Origin of the sequence: Rheinheimera salexigens, assembly GCF_001752395.1 — a bacterium.
GTDB classification, from domain to species: Bacteria; Pseudomonadota; Gammaproteobacteria; order Enterobacterales; family Alteromonadaceae; genus Alishewanella; species Alishewanella salexigens.
In genome coordinates this window covers 2,684,395-2,702,289 of the sequence record NZ_MKEK01000001.1, presented here as the reverse complement: position 1 = coordinate 2,702,289, position 17,895 = coordinate 2,684,395, and the positions used below count along the sequence as shown (strand labels likewise).

At 42.8% G+C, this 17,895-nt stretch carries 20 protein-coding genes; 12 read left to right on the top strand and 8 right to left on the bottom strand.

All coding sequences use genetic code 11. The features are described from left to right. From BI198_RS12255 to BI198_RS12220, 8 genes are read left to right on the top strand one after another with little or no spacing between them, the layout of a single operon-like run. A complete protein-coding gene (locus BI198_RS12255; protein ID WP_070049808.1) occupies nucleotides 1-738 on the top strand; it encodes a heme ABC transporter permease in 738 nt (245 codons plus the stop codon). Further along, entirely contained in the window at nucleotides 738-938 is a 201-nt protein-coding gene (gene ccmD, locus BI198_RS12250; protein ID WP_070049807.1) for a heme exporter protein CcmD, read from the top strand. The genes BI198_RS12255 and ccmD overlap by 1 nt, the downstream gene beginning before the upstream one ends. Further along, nucleotides 938-1,420 carry a cytochrome c maturation protein CcmE gene (ccmE, locus tag BI198_RS12245; RefSeq protein WP_070049806.1) on the top strand — a complete coding sequence of 161 codons (483 nt, stop codon included), beginning with the start codon at nucleotides 938-940 and terminating at the stop codon, nucleotides 1,418-1,420. The genes ccmD and ccmE overlap by 1 nt, the downstream gene beginning before the upstream one ends. Next, nucleotides 1,420-3,393, top strand: coding sequence for a heme lyase CcmF/NrfE family subunit (locus BI198_RS12240; RefSeq protein WP_070049805.1), 1,974 nt, complete (start codon nucleotides 1,420-1,422; stop codon nucleotides 3,391-3,393). Before ccmE ends, BI198_RS12240 begins: the two co-directional genes overlap by 1 nt. Further along, nucleotides 3,386-3,961, top strand: a complete 576-nt coding sequence (locus tag BI198_RS12235) for a DsbE family thiol:disulfide interchange protein (RefSeq protein WP_070049804.1) — start codon at nucleotides 3,386-3,388, stop codon at nucleotides 3,959-3,961. The genes BI198_RS12240 and BI198_RS12235 overlap by 8 nt, the downstream gene beginning before the upstream one ends. Continuing rightward, nucleotides 3,958-4,458 (top strand): cytochrome c-type biogenesis protein, encoded by a 501-nt coding sequence (locus BI198_RS12230; RefSeq protein WP_070049803.1) that lies wholly within the window; start codon nucleotides 3,958-3,960, stop codon nucleotides 4,456-4,458. Before BI198_RS12235 ends, BI198_RS12230 begins: the two co-directional genes overlap by 4 nt. Beyond that, nucleotides 4,458-5,651 (top strand): c-type cytochrome biogenesis protein CcmI, encoded by a 1,194-nt coding sequence (gene ccmI / locus BI198_RS12225; protein ID WP_070049802.1) that lies wholly within the window; start codon nucleotides 4,458-4,460, stop codon nucleotides 5,649-5,651. The genes BI198_RS12230 and ccmI overlap by 1 nt, the downstream gene beginning before the upstream one ends. Before the next feature lies 1 nt (nucleotide 5,652). Then, nucleotides 5,653-6,444 (top strand): MlaA family lipoprotein, encoded by a 792-nt coding sequence (locus tag BI198_RS12220; RefSeq protein WP_070049801.1) that lies wholly within the window; start codon nucleotides 5,653-5,655, stop codon nucleotides 6,442-6,444. A 111-nt stretch (nucleotides 6,445-6,555) separates the two neighbouring features. Here the strand turns inward: BI198_RS12220 and BI198_RS12215 are convergent, their stop codons facing one another. From BI198_RS12215 to BI198_RS12205, 3 genes are read right to left on the bottom strand one after another with little or no spacing between them, the layout of a single operon-like run. Then, nucleotides 6,556-7,785 carry an ABC transporter permease gene (locus BI198_RS12215; protein ID WP_070049800.1) on the bottom strand — a complete coding sequence of 410 codons (1,230 nt, stop codon included), beginning with the start codon at nucleotides 7,783-7,785 and terminating at the stop codon, nucleotides 6,556-6,558. Further along, the gene (locus BI198_RS12210; RefSeq protein ID WP_070049799.1) at nucleotides 7,782-8,576 is read right to left on the bottom strand and encodes an ABC transporter ATP-binding protein; all 795 of its coding nucleotides are present in this window, start codon (nucleotides 8,574-8,576) and stop codon (nucleotides 7,782-7,784) included. The genes BI198_RS12215 and BI198_RS12210 overlap by 4 nt, the downstream gene beginning before the upstream one ends. Nucleotide 8,577: 1 nt before the next feature. Further along, nucleotides 8,578-10,032 (bottom strand): efflux RND transporter periplasmic adaptor subunit, encoded by a 1,455-nt coding sequence (locus tag BI198_RS12205; protein WP_070049798.1) that lies wholly within the window; start codon nucleotides 10,030-10,032, stop codon nucleotides 8,578-8,580. Between the two features lie 224 nt (nucleotides 10,033-10,256). Between BI198_RS12205 and BI198_RS12200 the strand changes: the two genes are divergently transcribed. Continuing rightward, nucleotides 10,257-11,459, top strand: coding sequence for a serine hydrolase domain-containing protein (locus BI198_RS12200; RefSeq protein ID WP_070049797.1), 1,203 nt, complete (start codon nucleotides 10,257-10,259; stop codon nucleotides 11,457-11,459). A 27-nt stretch (nucleotides 11,460-11,486) separates the two neighbouring features. Continuing rightward, nucleotides 11,487-11,558: a pentapeptide repeat-containing protein gene (locus BI198_RS16500; RefSeq protein WP_083256687.1), complete on the top strand. Its 72-nt coding sequence runs from the start codon at nucleotides 11,487-11,489 to the stop codon at nucleotides 11,556-11,558. A gap of 47 nt (nucleotides 11,559-11,605) precedes the next feature. On the opposite strand, the gene BI198_RS12195 is transcribed toward BI198_RS16500, so the two are convergent. Together BI198_RS12195 and BI198_RS12190 are read right to left on the bottom strand one after the other, a co-directional pair. Continuing rightward, nucleotides 11,606-12,868: an HlyC/CorC family transporter gene (locus BI198_RS12195; RefSeq protein WP_070049796.1), complete on the bottom strand. Its 1,263-nt coding sequence runs from the start codon at nucleotides 12,866-12,868 to the stop codon at nucleotides 11,606-11,608. Between the two features lie 65 nt (nucleotides 12,869-12,933). Next, entirely contained in the window at nucleotides 12,934-13,740 is an 807-nt protein-coding gene (locus BI198_RS12190) for a cytochrome C assembly family protein (RefSeq protein WP_070049795.1), read from the bottom strand. Nucleotides 13,741-13,917: 177 nt separating this feature from the next. Here BI198_RS12190 and ffh point away from each other — a divergent pair, with 177 nt between their 5' ends. Beyond that, nucleotides 13,918-15,285, top strand: coding sequence for a signal recognition particle protein (gene ffh, locus BI198_RS12185; protein ID WP_070049794.1), 1,368 nt, complete (start codon nucleotides 13,918-13,920; stop codon nucleotides 15,283-15,285). Nucleotides 15,286-15,428: 143 nt separating this feature from the next. On the opposite strand, the gene BI198_RS12180 is transcribed toward ffh, so the two are convergent. Then, nucleotides 15,429-15,914, bottom strand: coding sequence for a glutathione peroxidase (locus tag BI198_RS12180; protein ID WP_070049793.1), 486 nt, complete (start codon nucleotides 15,912-15,914; stop codon nucleotides 15,429-15,431). Between the two features lie 117 nt (nucleotides 15,915-16,031). Here BI198_RS12180 and BI198_RS12175 point away from each other — a divergent pair, with 117 nt between their 5' ends. Then, on the top strand, nucleotides 16,032-16,922 hold the full coding sequence (locus BI198_RS12175) for an NAD(P)-dependent oxidoreductase (RefSeq protein ID WP_235605326.1): 891 nt from the start codon (nucleotides 16,032-16,034) through the stop codon (nucleotides 16,920-16,922). Here BI198_RS12175 and BI198_RS12170 read toward each other — a convergent pair. Beyond that, the gene (locus BI198_RS12170; RefSeq protein WP_070049792.1) at nucleotides 16,911-17,384 is read right to left on the bottom strand and encodes an RES family NAD+ phosphorylase; all 474 of its coding nucleotides are present in this window, start codon (nucleotides 17,382-17,384) and stop codon (nucleotides 16,911-16,913) included. The two genes, BI198_RS12175 and BI198_RS12170, sit on opposite strands and share 12 nt — an antisense overlap. 2 nt (nucleotides 17,385-17,386) lie before the next feature. Continuing rightward, complete coding sequence (parS, locus tag BI198_RS12165) at nucleotides 17,387-17,836, bottom strand: type II RES/Xre toxin-antitoxin system antitoxin (RefSeq protein ID WP_070049791.1); 450 nt, start codon at nucleotides 17,834-17,836, stop codon at nucleotides 17,387-17,389. Nucleotides 17,837-17,895 lie beyond the last annotated feature (59 nt).

Sequence of the window (17,895 nt, the reverse complement as noted above, 5' to 3'; positions counted from 1 at the left end):
ATGTTTAAATGGTTACACCCTTTTGCAAAACCTGAGACTGTTTATCATTTATGTGGTCGCTGGTTACCTTGGTTAATGACTTTGGCATTACTTACCCTTGGCTTAGGTAATATTTGGGGTTTAGCGTTTACCCCGCCTGATTATCAGCAAGGTGACAGTTACCGTATTATACATCTGCATGTTCCCGCCGCTATTATGTCGATGGGTACCTATTTTTATATGGCTGTTGCCGCGTTAATCGCTTTAGTGTGGCAGGTTAAAATTGCCCAATGGTCTGTGTTAGCTATTGCACCAATAGGCGCTGTTTATACTGCTATTGCACTTATTACCGGCATGGCATGGGGTAAGCCAATGTGGGGGACGTGGTGGGAATGGGATGCACGTTTAACCTCAGAATTAATATTGTTATTTTTGTATTTAGGCGTCATAGCGCTCAGTGGCGCTTTTTCTGACCGGGCTATGGGCAGCAAAGTGGCCTCTTTATTAGCTGTGGTTGGGGTGATTAACTTACCTATTATTCATTTCTCAGTGCAATGGTGGAACACGCTGCATCAAGGCGCCTCTATTACTAAATTTGCCAAACCCTCTATCGACCCCAGTATGTTGTGGCCACTATTAATTAGTATCTTAGGCTTTGCACTATTTATGTTTGCTATGGTCTGTATGAGGTTACGCACGGCCATTATGCAAAACGAACAACATAGACCTTGGGTAAAAGCGCTGGTGAGGAAAGCATAATGTATTTTCAATCATGGGCAGAATTTTGGGCAATGGGTAATTATGGCTTTTATGTCTGGTTATCGTTTGGCACTACCTATGCAATGTTAGCGGCTTTGGTCATGTATAGCCGCGGTCAGCATAAGCAACTAAAACGTGATATCGCAGCGCAAGAAGCTCGCGAGCTACGAATCAAGCAGTATCAGGAGCAACAGAACTAATGCAACCTAGACGAAAAAAACGCTTATTGGCCATTGTGCTAATTGTCGGGTTAATTACCGCAGCAGTAGGCGCGATGCTATATGCTTTGCAGCAAAATATTGATTTGTTTTATACGCCAACCCAATTAGTCGAAGGCTTAGGCAAAGATAAAGTTATCCCGCAACCGGGACAACGTTTACGTATTGGTGGCATGGTGGTTGAAGGCTCGGTAAAGCGCGATCCGCAGACGTTAAAAGTACAGTTTGATGTTGTGGATATCGGCCCTACAGTGACCATTATTTATCAGGGCATACTGCCAGATTTATTCCGCGAGGGCCAAGGTATAGTGGCACAAGGTATCTTACAAGATAACCGCACTATCATTGCCAGCGAAGTGTTAGCAAAACATGATGAAGAATATATGCCGCCTGAAGTAGCGGAAGCTTTAAAAGGCATTAGGCATGTGCCACCTGTTAATACGCCTGTCAGTGGGGGCTATTAATGATTATTGAAGCTGGACAACTGGCGCTAACTTTTGCTTTTGCACTTTCTATCCTATTAGCTTTAGTGCCACTTTATGGTAGTTTTACCGGTAATCAGCAAGCATTACTGACGGCTAAACCCCTAGCTATCGCCATGTTTGTGTTTAGTTTAATCGCGATGTCGGTTCTGGGTTATGCGTTTTATATTAGTGACTTTTCGGTTATTAATGTCGCCAGTAACTCTAGTTCAGTATTACCTTGGTATTACCGCTTAGCGGCCAGCTTTGGCTCGCACGAAGGCTCTATGTTGTTGTGGGTACTAATGCTCACTGGCTGGACGGCATTAGTGGCCATGTTTTCTAAAGCCTTACCATTATTGTTGCAAGGTAGAATCTTAGCGGTTCTGGGCTTAATTAATGCTGGCTTTATCGCCTTTTCATTAATTATGTCTAACCCGTTTGCTCGTAGCTTACCGTTTTATCCGGTTGAAGGCCGTGATTTAAACCCGTTATTACAAGACTTTGGCATGATATTACATCCACCCATGTTGTATATGGGCTATGTCGGTTTTGCCGTCGCTTTTGCCTTTGCCATAGCTTCATTAATGGGCGGAAAATTTGATAGTGTGTGGGCACGTTGGGTTAGACCTTGGGCATTAGCCGCGTGGGTGTTTTTAACCTTAGGTATTATGTTAGGCAGTTGGTGGGCTTACAATGAATTAGGTTGGGGCGGCTGGTGGTTTTGGGACCCAGTAGAAAACGCGTCATTTATGCCTTGGTTAGCGGGTACCGCCTTAATACATAGCTTAGCGGTAACCGAAAAACGCGGTACCTTTAAATCTTGGACGGTATTATTAGCGTTAACCGCTTTTGCGTTAAGCTTAGTTGGCGCATTTTTAGTGCGTTCAGGCGTGTTGGTATCGGTACATTCTTTTGCCACCGATCCTGGCCGTGGCTTGTATTTATTAGTGTTTTTATTAGTTGTAGTAGGTGGCTCATTATTACTTTACGGTTTACGTATGAGCGCAGTACGCAGCCAAGCGCGGTATCAGTTATTCTCGCGTGAAATGATGCTGTGGAGTAATAACATCTTTTTATTAACCGCTTGCTTAATTGTATTCTTAGGCACTTTATTTCCGCTATTCCACAAAGAGTTAGGCTTAGGCTCTATCTCTATTGGCGAGCCATTCTTTAACCAAATGTTTTATTACCTAACTATTCCGTTTGCACTATTACTTGGTTTAGGCCCTTGGGTACGATGGAAACAACAACAATTTATGCTGTTAATTAAACCGTTAGCGTTAGTCGCAATAGCGGCAATAATGTTGGCATTAACTGTGATGGTTACCATGCAAAGCTTGCAAGCTAATTTAGCATTGCTGGGTTTATTGCTGGGGGCTTGGGTGGGTGTTTCGGCACTGGCTGAAGTGATATTGCGCTTACATAATTTTGGTTCCATCAAGCAAGGCTTAACTAAGCTTAATGCCAGCCATTACGGTATGACCATTGCCCATATTGGTTTTGCAGTGTTGATTGTTGGTGTCGTGATGACCAAAACCTACACTGAAGAGCGTGATGTGCGCATGGCAGTGGGCGATGTTACCTCAGTGTCTGGTTACGACTTTACCCTAACCGAAGTATATGCTTTAAACGGGCCTAATTATGGCGGTCAAGCGGCTGAAATAGATGTGCGTAAAGACGGTAAATATATAACCCATTTGCACGCAGAAAAACGTTTTTATCGTATTCAACGTACGGTGATGACGGAAGCGGCTGTACATGCCCGGTTAAGTCGAGATTTATATATTTCGTTAGGTGAAGAGTTACCCGGTAATGCGTGGGCACTGCGTATTCAAGTTAAACCTTTTATGCGTTGGGTATGGTTAGGCGGCGTATTAATGGCGATTGGTGGCTTTTTAGCCCTAGCGGATAAGCGCTATCGTCGTAAGCCAACGAGCGCGAGTAGCCAAGCTGCTGAGGTAAACCATGCGTAAATTATTCTTTTATTTACCGTTAGCTTTATTCTTGGCGTTAAGTTTATTTTTACTCAGCGGCTTATTTTCTAACCCTATGGAGCGCAGTTCAGCCACCGTGGGTAAAGTGTTGCCTGAGTTTAGTTTGCCAGATTTAATGCAACCTAAAACGCTGTGGACGGCAGAGAAGTTAACAGGCGAAACATTTCTACTTAACGTGTGGGGCACTTGGTGTCCAACCTGTAATGCTGAATTAGCTTATTTAACCGAATTACGCCAACAAGGTGTTAAAATTGTCGGTTTGTATTACGACTTACCTAAAGATCCTACTTTTGATAAGCCTTTTAACTTAAAGACCTTGCAGCAAGAAGTGGTAGAAAAACTACAACAACGCGGCGACCCATATCAATTTAATATTTTAGATGCTAAGCGCACCTTATCGTTAGACCTAGGGGTTAGCGGTGCGCCAGAAACGTTTTTAATTGATGCCGATGGCGTGGTAAGACTGCATCATATTGGCGATATTAACCCGCAAATATGGCGCAGTAAGTTAGCGCCGTTATATCAGCAATGGAGCGCTAAACCATGAAGCGTTTACTGTTGGTTTTAATCTGTGTCTTTGCAGCTAACTTTAGCCAAGCTAATGAAATTATGCCCTTTAAAGATGCAGCAGAGCGGCAATTATATCAGCAATTAACGGCTGAATTACGCTGCCCACAATGTCAAAATCAGAATGTGGCTGATTCTAATGCTGTGGTAGCGGTAGATATGCGCGAGAAAACTTTCGAGTTAATTCAACAAGGTAAAAGTCGCGAACAGATTCTAGATTATATGGTTAATCGTTATGGTGATTTTGCCCATTATCAGCCGCCATTAAATAAACTCACATTATGGTTATGGATAGCACCTTTCGCCATGTTAGTGGCGTTATTAGCTTTTGGTGCTTATAGACGAAAAACCACTAGTACGGTGCAGGCTAATGTTGCTGACAGCGCATCCGAAAACACCGTAAGTAGCAACGCTGCTGATAATAAGCATAACGAAGAGTTAGATAAGTTGATTGATCGTTACCGGAGTAAAAAATAATGTTGTGGCCTTTAATGATCGCTAGTGGCGTTATGCTACTCATTTGTGCGTTATGCCTGTTTTGGCCACGACGTAGTCGTCAACAAAGTTTATCTAACACGGCGTTATTTGAACAGAGGCTACAAGCCTTAGCTTTAGCGCGGGATAATGGTGAATTAGCCGAGTCAGATTTTGTACAGGCGGCTAATGAATTAAAGTTACAGTTTGTCAGTACTCAGCCGCAATCGACGGCTAACAATATTACGATGAGTCGCTTACTAGCGGGCTTAATGTTAGTAGCTATAATGGTTATTGTTGGCGGCGTTTATGCTTTTAACGGTAACTATAGCCAATTACAACAATGGCAATTAGCGCAAGACAACTTACAACTATATGGTGAGCGAGCGTTATTGCAACAAGGTGAGCCGTTATCTGCTGAAGAAGTTGAACTGTTTGCTTTAGCATTACGTACTAAACTAGCTAAAGAAGGTGATGATGCTATTGCTTGGATGTTGCTAGGCCGTATTCGTTTATCACAAGGTTTTCCTGAACAAGCCGTTGATGCTTTTGAAAAAGCCCTAGCCATATCGCCAGATCGCACTGCCGTATTACTCAGTTATAGCCAAGCCTTAATTATTGTTGGCGATGAGCAAAGTTTAGCCTTAGCCGGTCGGGCAGTGGCTAGAGTGCTAATTAACGAGCCAAAAAACAGTGATGCGCTATCATTAATGGCGCTAATTGCTTATGAAAACGGTGACATGGAACAAGCTAAACAAGCATGGATAGTATTATTAGCAGAGTTAGAGACTGATGACCCACGCTATGCGGCCGTGCAACAACGGTTAAGTGAGTTAGGTGTCGATGTACAAGTTGATACACGGCGCATTACCGTTGATTTATTTGTTGACCCAGCTTTGCAGCAAGCCAATCCTGAGGCGACTTTATTTTTATTCGCCAGAGCAAAAGAAGGCCCAGCATTACCGTTAGCGGTGCAGCGCATACCGTTAGTGGCTGGTCAACAGCAATTGGTTTTACAAGAGTCGATGGCGATGCAACCAGGCTGGAGTTTAGCCAATGCGGAACAAATAGAAGTCGTGGCTCGGATGTCGATATCGGGCACGGTTGAGCAGCGTCCTGGTGACGTACAAGCCGTATCGGATGTGTTGTCTTTTGAACAACCACAAATTTCAATTAAGTTAACGCTGGAACCGTAATATGGCAGCATTAAAACAAGTTATTAGTACCGCATCACTGCTGCTGTTGTTAGCGGGCTGTGCAAGTAACACTGCGCCACAGGCAACAGATAATGCTGCAGCGCCTTTAACGGCAAATCCTTACGTTGATGAGCGTGATCCGCTGGAAAGCTTTAACCGCAGCATGTGGGACTTTAACTATGATGTACTGGATCATTATCTGTTAAGACCGGCCACTGTCGGTTATATGGCAGTAGTACCTAAACCTGCGCGTAAAGGTTTACGTAATGCCAGTAATAATTTATCTGAACCGGTAAACTTTCTTAATGGCGCCTTACAGGCTAAGCCTAATAGCACAGCTATTAGTGCGGCACGATTTTTAGTTAACAGTACCTTAGGCATATTTGGTTTATTTGACGTTGCTAGCCATATTGGTTTAGCCGAGCAAGATGAAGACTTTGATCAAACCTTAGCGGTGTGGGGTGTGGGTGACGGGGCTTATGTTATGGTACCTGGCCTAGGGCCCGATACTGCAAGGGGCTTAGTTGGCCGAGCAGGCGATACTTGGTACTCACCGTTATCGTTATTAAGCTTGCCTTTAACCATTACTAAGTTTGCTATTAATGCCCTAGATAGCCGTGAGCAAATGATGTCGATGGAACAATTGCTGGAAGAGTCGCTTGACCCTTATGCATTTGTTAAAGAATCTTACTATCAACGCTTATTATTTAAAATTTATGATGGTAATCCGCCAAAATCTGCTGAGCCGGAAATTGATGAAGATATCTTCGATGATTTATTAGATGATTGGTAAAGCGACAATCTAGTATTAATATGCAAAAACGGCTTAAAAGCTTTATAAAGAGCGATTAAGCCGTTTTTTTATGTCGGTTTTATTACCGGTTTTTAAAAGTAACGGGTGCGATTACTCGTAGCGTAAGGCATCAATAGGTTGTAATTTTGCAGCTTTTGTTGCGGGGTAATAGCCAAAAAACACCCCGATTAAGCATGAAAAACCTAAGCTCATTAACACTACTTCAGGTTGAATAATCGCCGTGTAGCCCAAAAAGTGAGCTAAGCCTTGGGTTACCGCAACGGCGAGTAATAATCCGATTAAGCCACCCATACCACAGAGTAATACCGCTTCAATTAAAAACTGCTTTAAAATTACTTTTGGCTCTGCACCTACAGCCATACGTAAACCAATTTCGCGGGTACGCTCTGTCACCGACACCAACATAATATTCATAATGCCGATACCGCCCACTAGTAGCGAGACCGAAGCCACAGCGGCTAACAAACCATTAAATATTTGCATGGTTTCTGAGCGGGTACTAATCATTTGCGATAAGTTAAAAATACGAAAGGATGTCTCGCCAGTGGTACTGCGTAAACGCTGGCTTAATAAGCTTTCCATTTCTTGCTGCACAAAGTCCATATCTTGCTCGTGCTCTACTTGAACAATAATACTGCGAATGGCGGTGGGGCTAGATAACGTCATGCCAGCAATGCGTTTGCGTACGGTGCTTAATGGCATGAAAATTAAATCATCTTGATCATTGCCTTGCGTATTTTGGCCTTTAGTATTCAATACACCAATAATGGTTACTGGGATTTTATTCACCCGTACGGTTTGGCCAATAGGATCGCTTTCGCCAAATAACTCGCGCTTAACGGTTTGGCCAATAATGGCGACGCGTGCCGCGGTATTAAGCTCGGTAGGGCTAAATTCTCTACCTGATACTACAGACCAACTTTGGGCCGCAAAAATACGATTATCAACGCCGTTAATTTCGGGCGCCCAATTCATATTGCCATAGATAAGCTGACCGCTAGCGCGCAGTGTCGGCGCCGCCACGTTCACTTGGGGGATTTGTTGCTCTATGGCTAACGCATCTTGTTCGGTTAAGCCCTGACTGGTACCTGACGACTCACGAGCGCCACCACTAGAGCGACCACGGGCAAACACCACAAACACATTGCCGCCAAGGCTTTTTATTTGTTGATCTACGTCATAACGCGCACCTTCGCCTAATGCCAGCATAATAATCACTGCAGAAACACCAATAATAATGCCGAGCATAGTTAATATGCTGCGCATCAAATTCACTTTAAGCGCAGACCACGCCACGGCTAATAAGGTAAGCATATTCATAGCTGTGCTCCGCAAGTACTACTGAGAGTTGTGCCTTGAGTTTTGCTCTGGGCACTTTGTCTTAACTGTCTTAATTCAGTTAATGCTGTTTGGGCACAGGCAGGTATAGATTGGCTATCGCTAATTAATTCACCATCGCGAAACATCAACTGCCGATTAGCAAAGGCCGCGATATCATGTTCATGGGTAACTAATACTATGGTTTTACCTTGTTGATGCAGTTGTTGAAACAAGGCCATTATCTCTAAGCCTGTTTCGCTATCTAAAGCCCCTGTAGGCTCATCGGCTAACAGCAAGGCTGGTTGATTAACTAAGGCTCTGGCGATAGCTACGCGTTGTTGTTGGCCACCTGAAAGCTGTGCAGGGTGATGATCAGAACGAGAAGCTAATCCCACCTGTTGTAAGGCTTGTTGAGCCATATCCTTTATAAGGTGTTTTGGTGTGTTGCTGTAAAGCAAAGGCAGCAATACATTATCTAATGCACTAGTGCGCGGTAATAAATTAAATTGCTGAAATACAAAACCAATATATTTATTCCTAATTTGTGCCAGTTTAGCGGCTGACAAATGAGTGATATTGTCAGTTTGTAATAATACTTCGCCGCTGCTGGGTGAATCTAAACAGCCCAGCAAGTTCATAAAGGTAGATTTACCGGAGCCTGAAGGGCCCATCACCGCGACAAATTCGCCGCTATTAATCCGAATATCAAGTGGTTTCAATGCTTGTACGGTTTGGCCACCCATTTGATATTGTTTACTAATGGCACGCGTTTCAATAACACAGCTAGCCATATTAACTGGCCCTCACTGCGCGCACGATTACATTGTCTTGGGCAGATAACTCGTTGCTAAGTACCTCACTGTATTCGTCATCAGCTAAACCAATGCGAATCGCAACAGGATACAAAGTACCATCGGCTGCCAGCTTCCATACTTGGGCAGCAGTGCCATTACTGCCTTGCTGGCGTTGTTCACGAGCTTGAGCCATAAGCTGGCTATAACGGGCAAATTCCTCTGGCGTCAATATCTGTTGTAACCTATTTTGCATTTTTTGCCGTTGCTGTTGCATTATCTGCCGTCTATCTGTATTGGGTCCAGGGCTGTTACTTTGGGCAAGAGCCTGTTTAAGGTTGTTTTGAAATTCACTCATAAGCTTTTTAACGTCGGCCGCTTTGTCCGCGCTTAGTTTTAGCTCTGCAATCAGTTTTTCGGCCATATCGGTTGGATTGGCCTGGGCAGTTTCATTGTTCGCGCCTGTGGGTTTAAAACGTAGTGCCGCATTAGGCACGCGTAATATATCCTGCTTTTGGCCGCGAATAATATTCAAGTTTGCGGTCATACCGGGCAGTAATAATTGTTGCTGATTTGGCGCGGCAATAATAACTTTATAGGTTACGACATTTGACACATTTGTGGCGGCTTTGCGCACTTGTTGTACCTGACCGCGAAACTGCCGCTCAGGAAAAGCATCCACCTGAAACCTGACCTCTTGGCCTTGTACAATTTTACCAATATCCGCTTCATCAACATCAGCTTCTATTTGCATTTGAGATAAATCTTGAGCAATGGTAAATAAGGTGGGAGCCGCAAGGCTAGCGGCAACCGTTTGGCCAATATCAACTTGGCGATCAATAACAATACCATTGACAGGCGAGCGAATTATTGTCCGATCTAAGTCTAACTGCGCTTGTTCTAATTGAGCATGTCGTTGTAGTAGCTGGGCTTGGGCACTTTGGATTTGCGCTTCGGATAAGGCAACTTGTGCTGTAGCAGTCTCAAAACTGGCGATGGCGTTATCTAATTCAGTTTGATTAGTGAGTTGCTGGGTAATTAACTGTTGTTGGCGATTATAAGCCCGCTCGGCGCGCGCTAATTCTGCGTTAGACTTGGTTAATCCTGCTTGTTGCTGGGCGACATTGGCTTTGGCCATAGTAACATCGGCTTGTGCTTGGCGTAATCGAGCTTGATAGCTGCGATCATCTAATTGAGCAATAGCTTGGCCTTCGCTGACTTGATCATTAAAATCGACATAGAGTTTGGTAATAAGGCCTGATACTTCGGTACCTACTTCAACAGTCACCACTGCTTTAGTGCTGCCCGCCGTATTCACTACGCTTTCAATTGCACCAATACTGATGCCTTGCGTTTGATAATCAATAGCGGCTTGTTGCTCACCTTTATTTAGCCAAATCAGCAAAATAACGCTAACTACTATTGCTATGATTGTGGCTGTAATCCTATTACGCATCTTTATACTCCTGATAGTACTACTTATACTTTTATTATACCCATTGCTATACCCATACTATACTCAGGGCTTAGTCAGCGCAGAAGCAGCGATGGGTAAAGGTTATGTAAAGTTACTATGGACGGCTAATAAGTAAACTGAGTAAGTTAAGTTGGCAACGAAAGCGAAAGTCCTTACAATGCGAAAATTAGTAGTAACTATTTTTATAAGTATAAGGACACAAAGTGAAACTTTGGTTTATCGGTTTGTTGTTAAGTTTTGTCTCTGTGTTGGTATCAACGCCGGTCTCGGCAGAAGATGATTTAGCAAAAGTGATCAGCAATTTTGATCAACATTTTTTAGCCAAGCTAAAAGAATCAGGTGTGCCAGGTGGCGCTTATGCCATTGTCCAAGGTGATAAAATTATTGCCACTGCCGGCTTTGGTGTGCGCCAATTAGGTTCAGTAGAAGCAGTTGATCCTTTTACGGTATTTCGTATTGCTTCAGTATCAAAAACCTTTGCTGCAAGCTTATCGACCATATTGGCGGCGGAAGGTAAATTTGGCTTAGATGATAAGTTAATTGATTATATTCCTGAGTTTTCCTTTAAATCTAAACACTTCAACAAACAGCTGACCTTAACCCATTTGTTATCACAAAGTACGGGAGTGATGCCAAATGCCTATGACAATTTAATTGAAGCCGATGTACCCATGGCGCGAATTTTACCCCAGTTTAGTAAAATTGATCCGCTGTGTAACCCAGGCAAATGTTACGGTTATCAAAACGTTTTATTTAGTTTAATTGAACCAGTTATGCTGCAAACTACCGGCTTAACTTATGCCGAGTTAATTCAGCAACGGCTGTTTACGCCTTTAAAGTTGCCAACAGCATCAGTAGGGATGGAAGGTTTTTTTGGCAGTGAAAACCGGGCTATGCCTCATGTTAGGGCGCGTAAAAAATGGCATCCAGTTAAAGTTGCAGAAGATTATTATCACTTTTTGCCTGCGGCAGGTGTTAATGCCAGCGCAGTCGATTTAGGCTATTGGTTAATAGCCCAATTAGGCCATAATCCCAATGTGTTATCGCCACAATTACTGCAACAATTAACCACGCCGCATATTAAAACCCGCCGTGATTTACGCCGCAAACAATGGCGAAGCCATCTTACTGATGCCAATTATGCATTGGGTTGGCGCCTGTATCAATTTGGTGATGATGAGTTGGTATATCATGGTGGCTGGGTTAAAGGTTATCGTGCTGAAATAGCCTACTCGCAACAACATCAGATAGGCGTAGCCATGTTATTAAACGCTGAATCGAATGTGATTAATGAGTTAGGGCCGTATTTTTGGCAGAATATGTTAACGGCATTGCATCATAATCAGCCAAAGCATGGCGTACAGCAAACAGCTGCGCTTGATGCGGTTAATACTAGCGTAGAGTGAACCGTCAATCTTAATAAGCATTCTTCTTTGAGGAATTGCTATTTAAGGAATTGTCACTTTAGGAATTGCTATTTGAGGGATTGCTACTTGGCATACTAAAACTAGTGGCTATCAAGCAAATTAACTTGATAGCCATTAATTGCGGTTTATTTTAAAAGTGGCATAAAGCGGACAGTCTTAATCATATTATCCTGCACGTTTATCAATTCAAATGGATAACCTGCTAGCTTTATGCTTAAGCGACCTTGCGGAATTTCTTCTAACAGCTCTAAGATCAAACCATTAAGTGTTTTTGGGCCATCCGTAGGTAGGGTTAAATTCATCTCGCGGTTTAAATCGCGGATATTAATACTACCATCAATTAAAAACGAACCGTCAGGTTGCGGCATAATATCTTCATTACTTTCTTCGGCAATATCTGTGGTAAATTCGCCCACCACTTCTTCTAAAATATCTGCCAGCGTCACTAAACCTTGAATATCGCCATATTCATCAACCACTAAACCAATACGCTCTTTGGTACGCTGAAATTTAAGTAACTGGGTATTGAGCTGGGTGCCTTCAGGAATAAAGTAAATATCGTTTACCGCGCGCAGTAATGAGGCTTTAGTTAATTGCTCTTTAATGGATAAACGCATTAATTCACGCGGATGAACAAAGCCTAAGGCATCATCAATATTATCTCGGTACAGTAAAATGCGGCTGTATTGGATATTGGCTAATTGGCGCTCTATATCCTTCCAGTCATCATTAATATCAATACCCGACACTTCATTGCGCGGGACCATAATATCTTCAACTGTAGCGTTTTCTAAGTCTAGTACACCCACTAACATGCTTTGGTGTTGTTCAGGAATAAGCGCTCCGGCCTCATGCACTACTGTTCGTAATTCTTGGGCGCTTAAGCTATGGCCTTGATGACTTTCTGGGTTGATTCGTAATAACATTAAAATGCTATTTGTAATACAGTTTATAAGCCAAACTAACGGGTAAAATATTTTCAATAGCAATTGTAATAGGGCAGAACTTGGAAAAGCGATGCGTTCTGGATGCAGTGCCGCAATAGTTTTAGGGGTAACTTCAGCAAAGACTAAAATAATTAAGGTCAGCACTATAGTGGCAATAGCAATACCGGCATCGCCATATAAGCGCATACCAATAATAGTTGCAATGGCAGAGGCTGCGATATTAACTAAGTTATTACCAATTAGAATTAAACCGATTAAACGATCAGGCCGCTTTAATAATTTGCTAACACGGATAGCGCCTTTATTGTTTTCGTTTGATAAATGCTTCAAACGGTAAGGATTTACAGACATCATGCCTGTTTCTGAACCTGAAAAATAAGCAGAGATGAAAATGAGTACGCCAAGAATAATAAATAACGTACTCGTTGTTATGTCGTCCAAGAGTTAAACACCTATATAACCAAACACCCATATTAATTAATATGAATGGGCACTTGAGTCAAGAATTAAAGTTTATCCAACAGCACTTCGCGAACAAAGCGACTACCGAAGTAGGCTAATGTTAGCAGTAAACTACCACTGATCGTTAGCATATTAGCCGTTCTACCACGCCAGCCTTTACGTGCATGGCCCCAACATAACAGGGCAAAGATTATAAAGGCTATAAAGCTTAACACGTTTTTATGTAAGTTAGCTTTTGCTAACCAATTATCCATAAATAACGCGCCAGTTAATAACGCTAAGCCTAGTAGAATTGTCCCCGTTAGCAATAAGCGAAATTGTAACTTTTCAGCATAAACTAAAGGTGGCATATGTCGACTAACTGCAGTGAAGTCTTTTTGCTTTAATTTATTGCTGATATAGCTAACTTGTAATGAATACAACATGGCCATAATTAACACTGCATAGGCAATAAAGGCTAAAAAAATATGGGCTAATAAACTGATATGTTGTTCAAAATGCTGCATTTGGATGCCGTGAGGCATAATCAGGGTAGCCAGTTGGGTTAAGCAGGCAAAGCCATACACTACCGGAAGTAATAATATGGTTGGAGTGCGCAATGCGATTAAGGTTATCGCCACGGTAATTAACCAGCAAACTAAAGAAATAACATTAAGCAAACTAAAATTTTGACCATCACCGGTAAATAACAAGCTTGTTAACGCTAGCATATGTAACACTATGCCAATAATAGCGGCAGAGAAAGTGGTTTTAAAGTGTGGCCCGGCCGGATGAAAAATACGCAGCAATACTGAGGCGGTTGCTATTAAATAAGCAACTAAAGCGACTGCGCTAAGTAATACCGTTGACATGAGCATTTTTTCCTCTTATTTCATCAGTCTACTATTGTATGGTATGTTGACACTTAAACACAGTGTTCGCTAATAAGCTTTTATATCAAGAGTTTTATCATCAGTATTTCATAACGGCTGATTCTTCATCTTGTCTGAGGTATAATCAGCCACATTATCAGTGTTGAGTATAATAGCATGTTTGAAAACCTCTCTGACAGATTAAGCCGCAGCCTAAAAAACATTACCGGCCGCGGTCGTCTTACTGAAGACAATATTAAAGAAACCTTACGTGAAGTACGTATGGCGCTGCTTGAGGCTGACGTTGCCTTACCTGTTGTGCGCGACTTTGTTGCGAATGTTAAACAACGCTCAGTCGGTTTAGAAGTTAGTAAAAGCTTAACCCCAGGCCAAGAGTTTCTGAAAATTGTGCAAAAAGCACTTGAAGAAGCCATGGGCGACGCTAACGAAGAACTGGTATTAAATACCCAGCCGCCAGCAGTCATTATGGTTGCCGGTTTACAAGGTGCGGGTAAAACCACCTCTGTTGCTAAATTAGCGAAATATTTAACTGAGCGTAAAAAGAAGAAAGTTATCGTTGTGTCTGCTGACGTTTATAGACCAGCGGCCATTAAACAGCTAGAGACCTTAGCTAACGATATTAATGTCGAATTCTTCCCCAGTGACATCTCGCAAAAGCCAGTTGATATTGTTAACGCCGCTATAACCCATGCTCGGTTACGCCAATTTGATGTGTTATTAGTCGATACCGCTGGCCGTTTGCATGTCGACAGCGACATGATGGACGAAATTAAAGCCTTACACGCTGCGGTTAAGCCTATTGAAACCCTGTTCGTGGTTGACGCGATGACGGGTCAAGATGCCGCTAATACTGCTAAAGCCTTTAACGATGCGTTGCCATTAACGGGTGTAGTATTAACTAAAGCTGACGGTGATGCCCGTGGTGGTGCCGCGTTATCTATTCGGCATATTACCGGTAAGCCGATTAAGTTTATCGGTATGGGCGAAAAAACGGATGCATTAGAGCCGTTTTATCCTGATCGTATCGCGTCGCGTATTCTAGGCATGGGCGACATGCTGGGCTTAATTGAAGAGCTAGAGCAGAAAGTCGATAAAGAAAAATCGGCGAAAATGGCCCAGAAAATAATGAAAGGCAAAGGCTTTTCATTAGAAGATTTTCGCGAGCAATTAGTCCAAATGCGTGGCATGGGTGGCATGATGTCGATGTTAGATAAACTGCCAGGCATGAAAAACTTACCTGCGGGTGCCGCTAATCAAATGGGCGATAAACAATTTGTCAAAATGGAAGCTATTATCAATTCCATGACGCCAAAAGAGCGAAATTTTCCAGATTTGTTAAAAGGCTCGCGTAAAAAGCGCATTGCAGCCGGTTCTGGTACCCAAGTACAAGATATAAATCAGTTGCTAAAGCAGTTTATGCAGATGCAAAAAATGATGAAGCAAATGTCGGGTAAAGGCGGCATGATGAAAATGATGCGTGGCATGGGCGGTAAATTACCACCAGGTATGTTACCTCCACGCTAAGCGGTAGCCGTTAAATACTGTCAACGTTATTTAAGACGGGACTAGCTATTAAAAAAGCCTTGTTGATACAAGGCTTTTTTGTGGTTTTAAATCGCTGAAAGTTATTAGTTAATAATTACTAGCTAATAATTACTAGCTAATAACTACTTAATTAATAATTGGTCTATCGCCGCAGTCATACTGCTGGGCTTAGTTCTGGGCGCATAGCGTTTAATTACTTCGCCCTGTTTATTGACTAAAAACTTAGTGAAATTCCACTTAATCGCCCGAGTTTTTAGAACGCCGCGAGCTTGGCTTTTTAAATAATCAAATAACGGTGCTGTTTCAGGGCCATTAACCTCTACTTTGGCCATAACAGGAAAGTTAACACCATAATTAAGTTGGCAAAATTGCTGAATGTCTTTATTGGCGCCAGGCTCTTGCTTACCAAATTGATTACACGGAAAGGCTAAAATAACTAAGCCGCGATCTTTATAGGTTTGGTGCAAAGCTTCTAACTGGGCATATTGTGGTGTAAAACCACATTCACTGGCGGTATTCACAATTAGCAGCACCTTATTTTCAAACTGCTGCAGCGGTACATTTTCACCTTGGGCATTATCTACACTGAATTGGTATATATTTGTCATGAAAACTTCCTTGCTAACGGCTTTGCAATTAGCCGGATTAATTTGTAAGCTCTGCGCCACAGTATGTCACAGAATTAAGTCTAAACTATGTCAACCTCTAACAAGTCAATGTCAAGCATGTCAAAAATACCAAACAAATCAAGCAAGCAGGTCGCCTTTATCGGCTTAGGTGTTATGGGTTATCCCATGGCCGGTTTTTTACAACAAAACGGTTATCAGGTCACTGTTTATAACCGCACTACGGTTAAAGCCCAAACATGGGCTGCAGAATACGGTGGGTCTTGGGCGCAAACCCCAGCTGCTGCCGTAAAAGATGCCGAACTGGTGTTTATGTGTGTGGGCAATGATAACGATGTGCGTTCTGTCGTTTATGGCGAACATGGCGTATTAGCCGGTATGCAAGCCGCAACGGTATTGATTGATCATACTACCGCATCGGCAGAATTAGCGCGTGAGTTAGCGGCTGCAGCTAAGCAACAAGGCATTGGATTTTTAGATGCACCTGTTTCTGGTGGCCAAGCTGGTGCAGAAAAGGGCATTTTAACGGTAATGATTGGTGGCGATACTGCGGACATGGCTAAAGCCGAAGCGGCCATTCAATGTTATGCCCGTTGTGCCAAACTGTTAGGGCCTGTTGGTTCAGGCCAATTAGCTAAAATGGTTAATCAAATTTGTATAGCTGGCGTGGTACAAGGCTTGGCTGAAGGTTTAAACTTTGCCCAAAATGCCGGGTTAGATGCAGCGGCCGTGGTTGAAGTAATCTCGCAAGGCGCAGCACAATCATGGCAGATGCAAAATCGTTCAGCAACGATGCTGCAGGGGGAGTACGACTTTGGCTTTGCCGTCGATTGGATGCGCAAAGACTTAGGCATAGCGCTAACAGAAGCCCGAAATAATGGTAGCCATTTACCCTTAACCGCATTAGTTGATCAATTTTATAGCGAAGTACAACAAATGGGTGGCCAGCGCTGGGACACCTCTAGTTTATTAGCGCGTTTAAAGCGCTAAACGTGGATCTGGCATAAAGTCTAGTTCGGTAATATTGGTAACACAACTAGCAAAGTTGGCGTGTTTAGGGTTAAGCAAAATATTGTTTTCTCGGGGCGCCAACACGCTAGGTACTGCTAGTGCTAAACTGGCATTTTGATTTAGCCAGCTATCACCAATACGGGCGGTTTCACTCGTTGCCGGTTGGTCACGCCAACTAATTGGCAGTGTGCTGTTATTGATTTGCATTAAGTCTGTTCTAACAATAGTTAATTGAAATAGCTTGAACTGACTTAACGCTGCACGATTATTTAAATGCACTAAAATTTCTAATATAGCTAAAGCTTCACTTCCTGCGGTGTATATACACTGCTGTCCTTTGCTATTCCAACGCCCTCCATATAAGCGCGCACCTTCACCATCAAAAGCATGTTTGAGCCATTTACTATGCACTAAACGAAAAAGCTGAATACTTTTCACCATGCTTAGGCAAATACCCCATGCTCTAAACGGCCGATTAAATCGAGTACGGCTTGGGTTTCGGCTGAGGTTACTAGCATAGCTAGGGGCGATTTGTTGCCAAGACCATATACGGGTTCGGTTAGCCAACGGCTAGCGGCAGCAATGTTGTTGTCGAATAAGGCGATGGCTGCCACTAACACGGTAGCAAAGCGGTATAGTCGATCACTTTCATCTTGAGTAAATTTGCCGACTTTAGCCCGTCGCGCGAGCGTTGCTGGCGCCAACTGACACACCGAGGCTAATTGTTTTTTATCTAAACCAGATAAACTAGCAAGGGTGTCAAATACGCTATAGGCAAACCCATTATGCAGTGCTTGATATAATTTTGGCCCACGTTCTGCAATACCTAACTGTTGCCAAATAGTAGTAGCTTGATAAAGCGGGGGGGTAAACTCTTTAACTAACGCAATCATATTGCACCTGTAATCAAATGATACATTTTAAATATATCACATGGTTGCTGGTTGGTCAA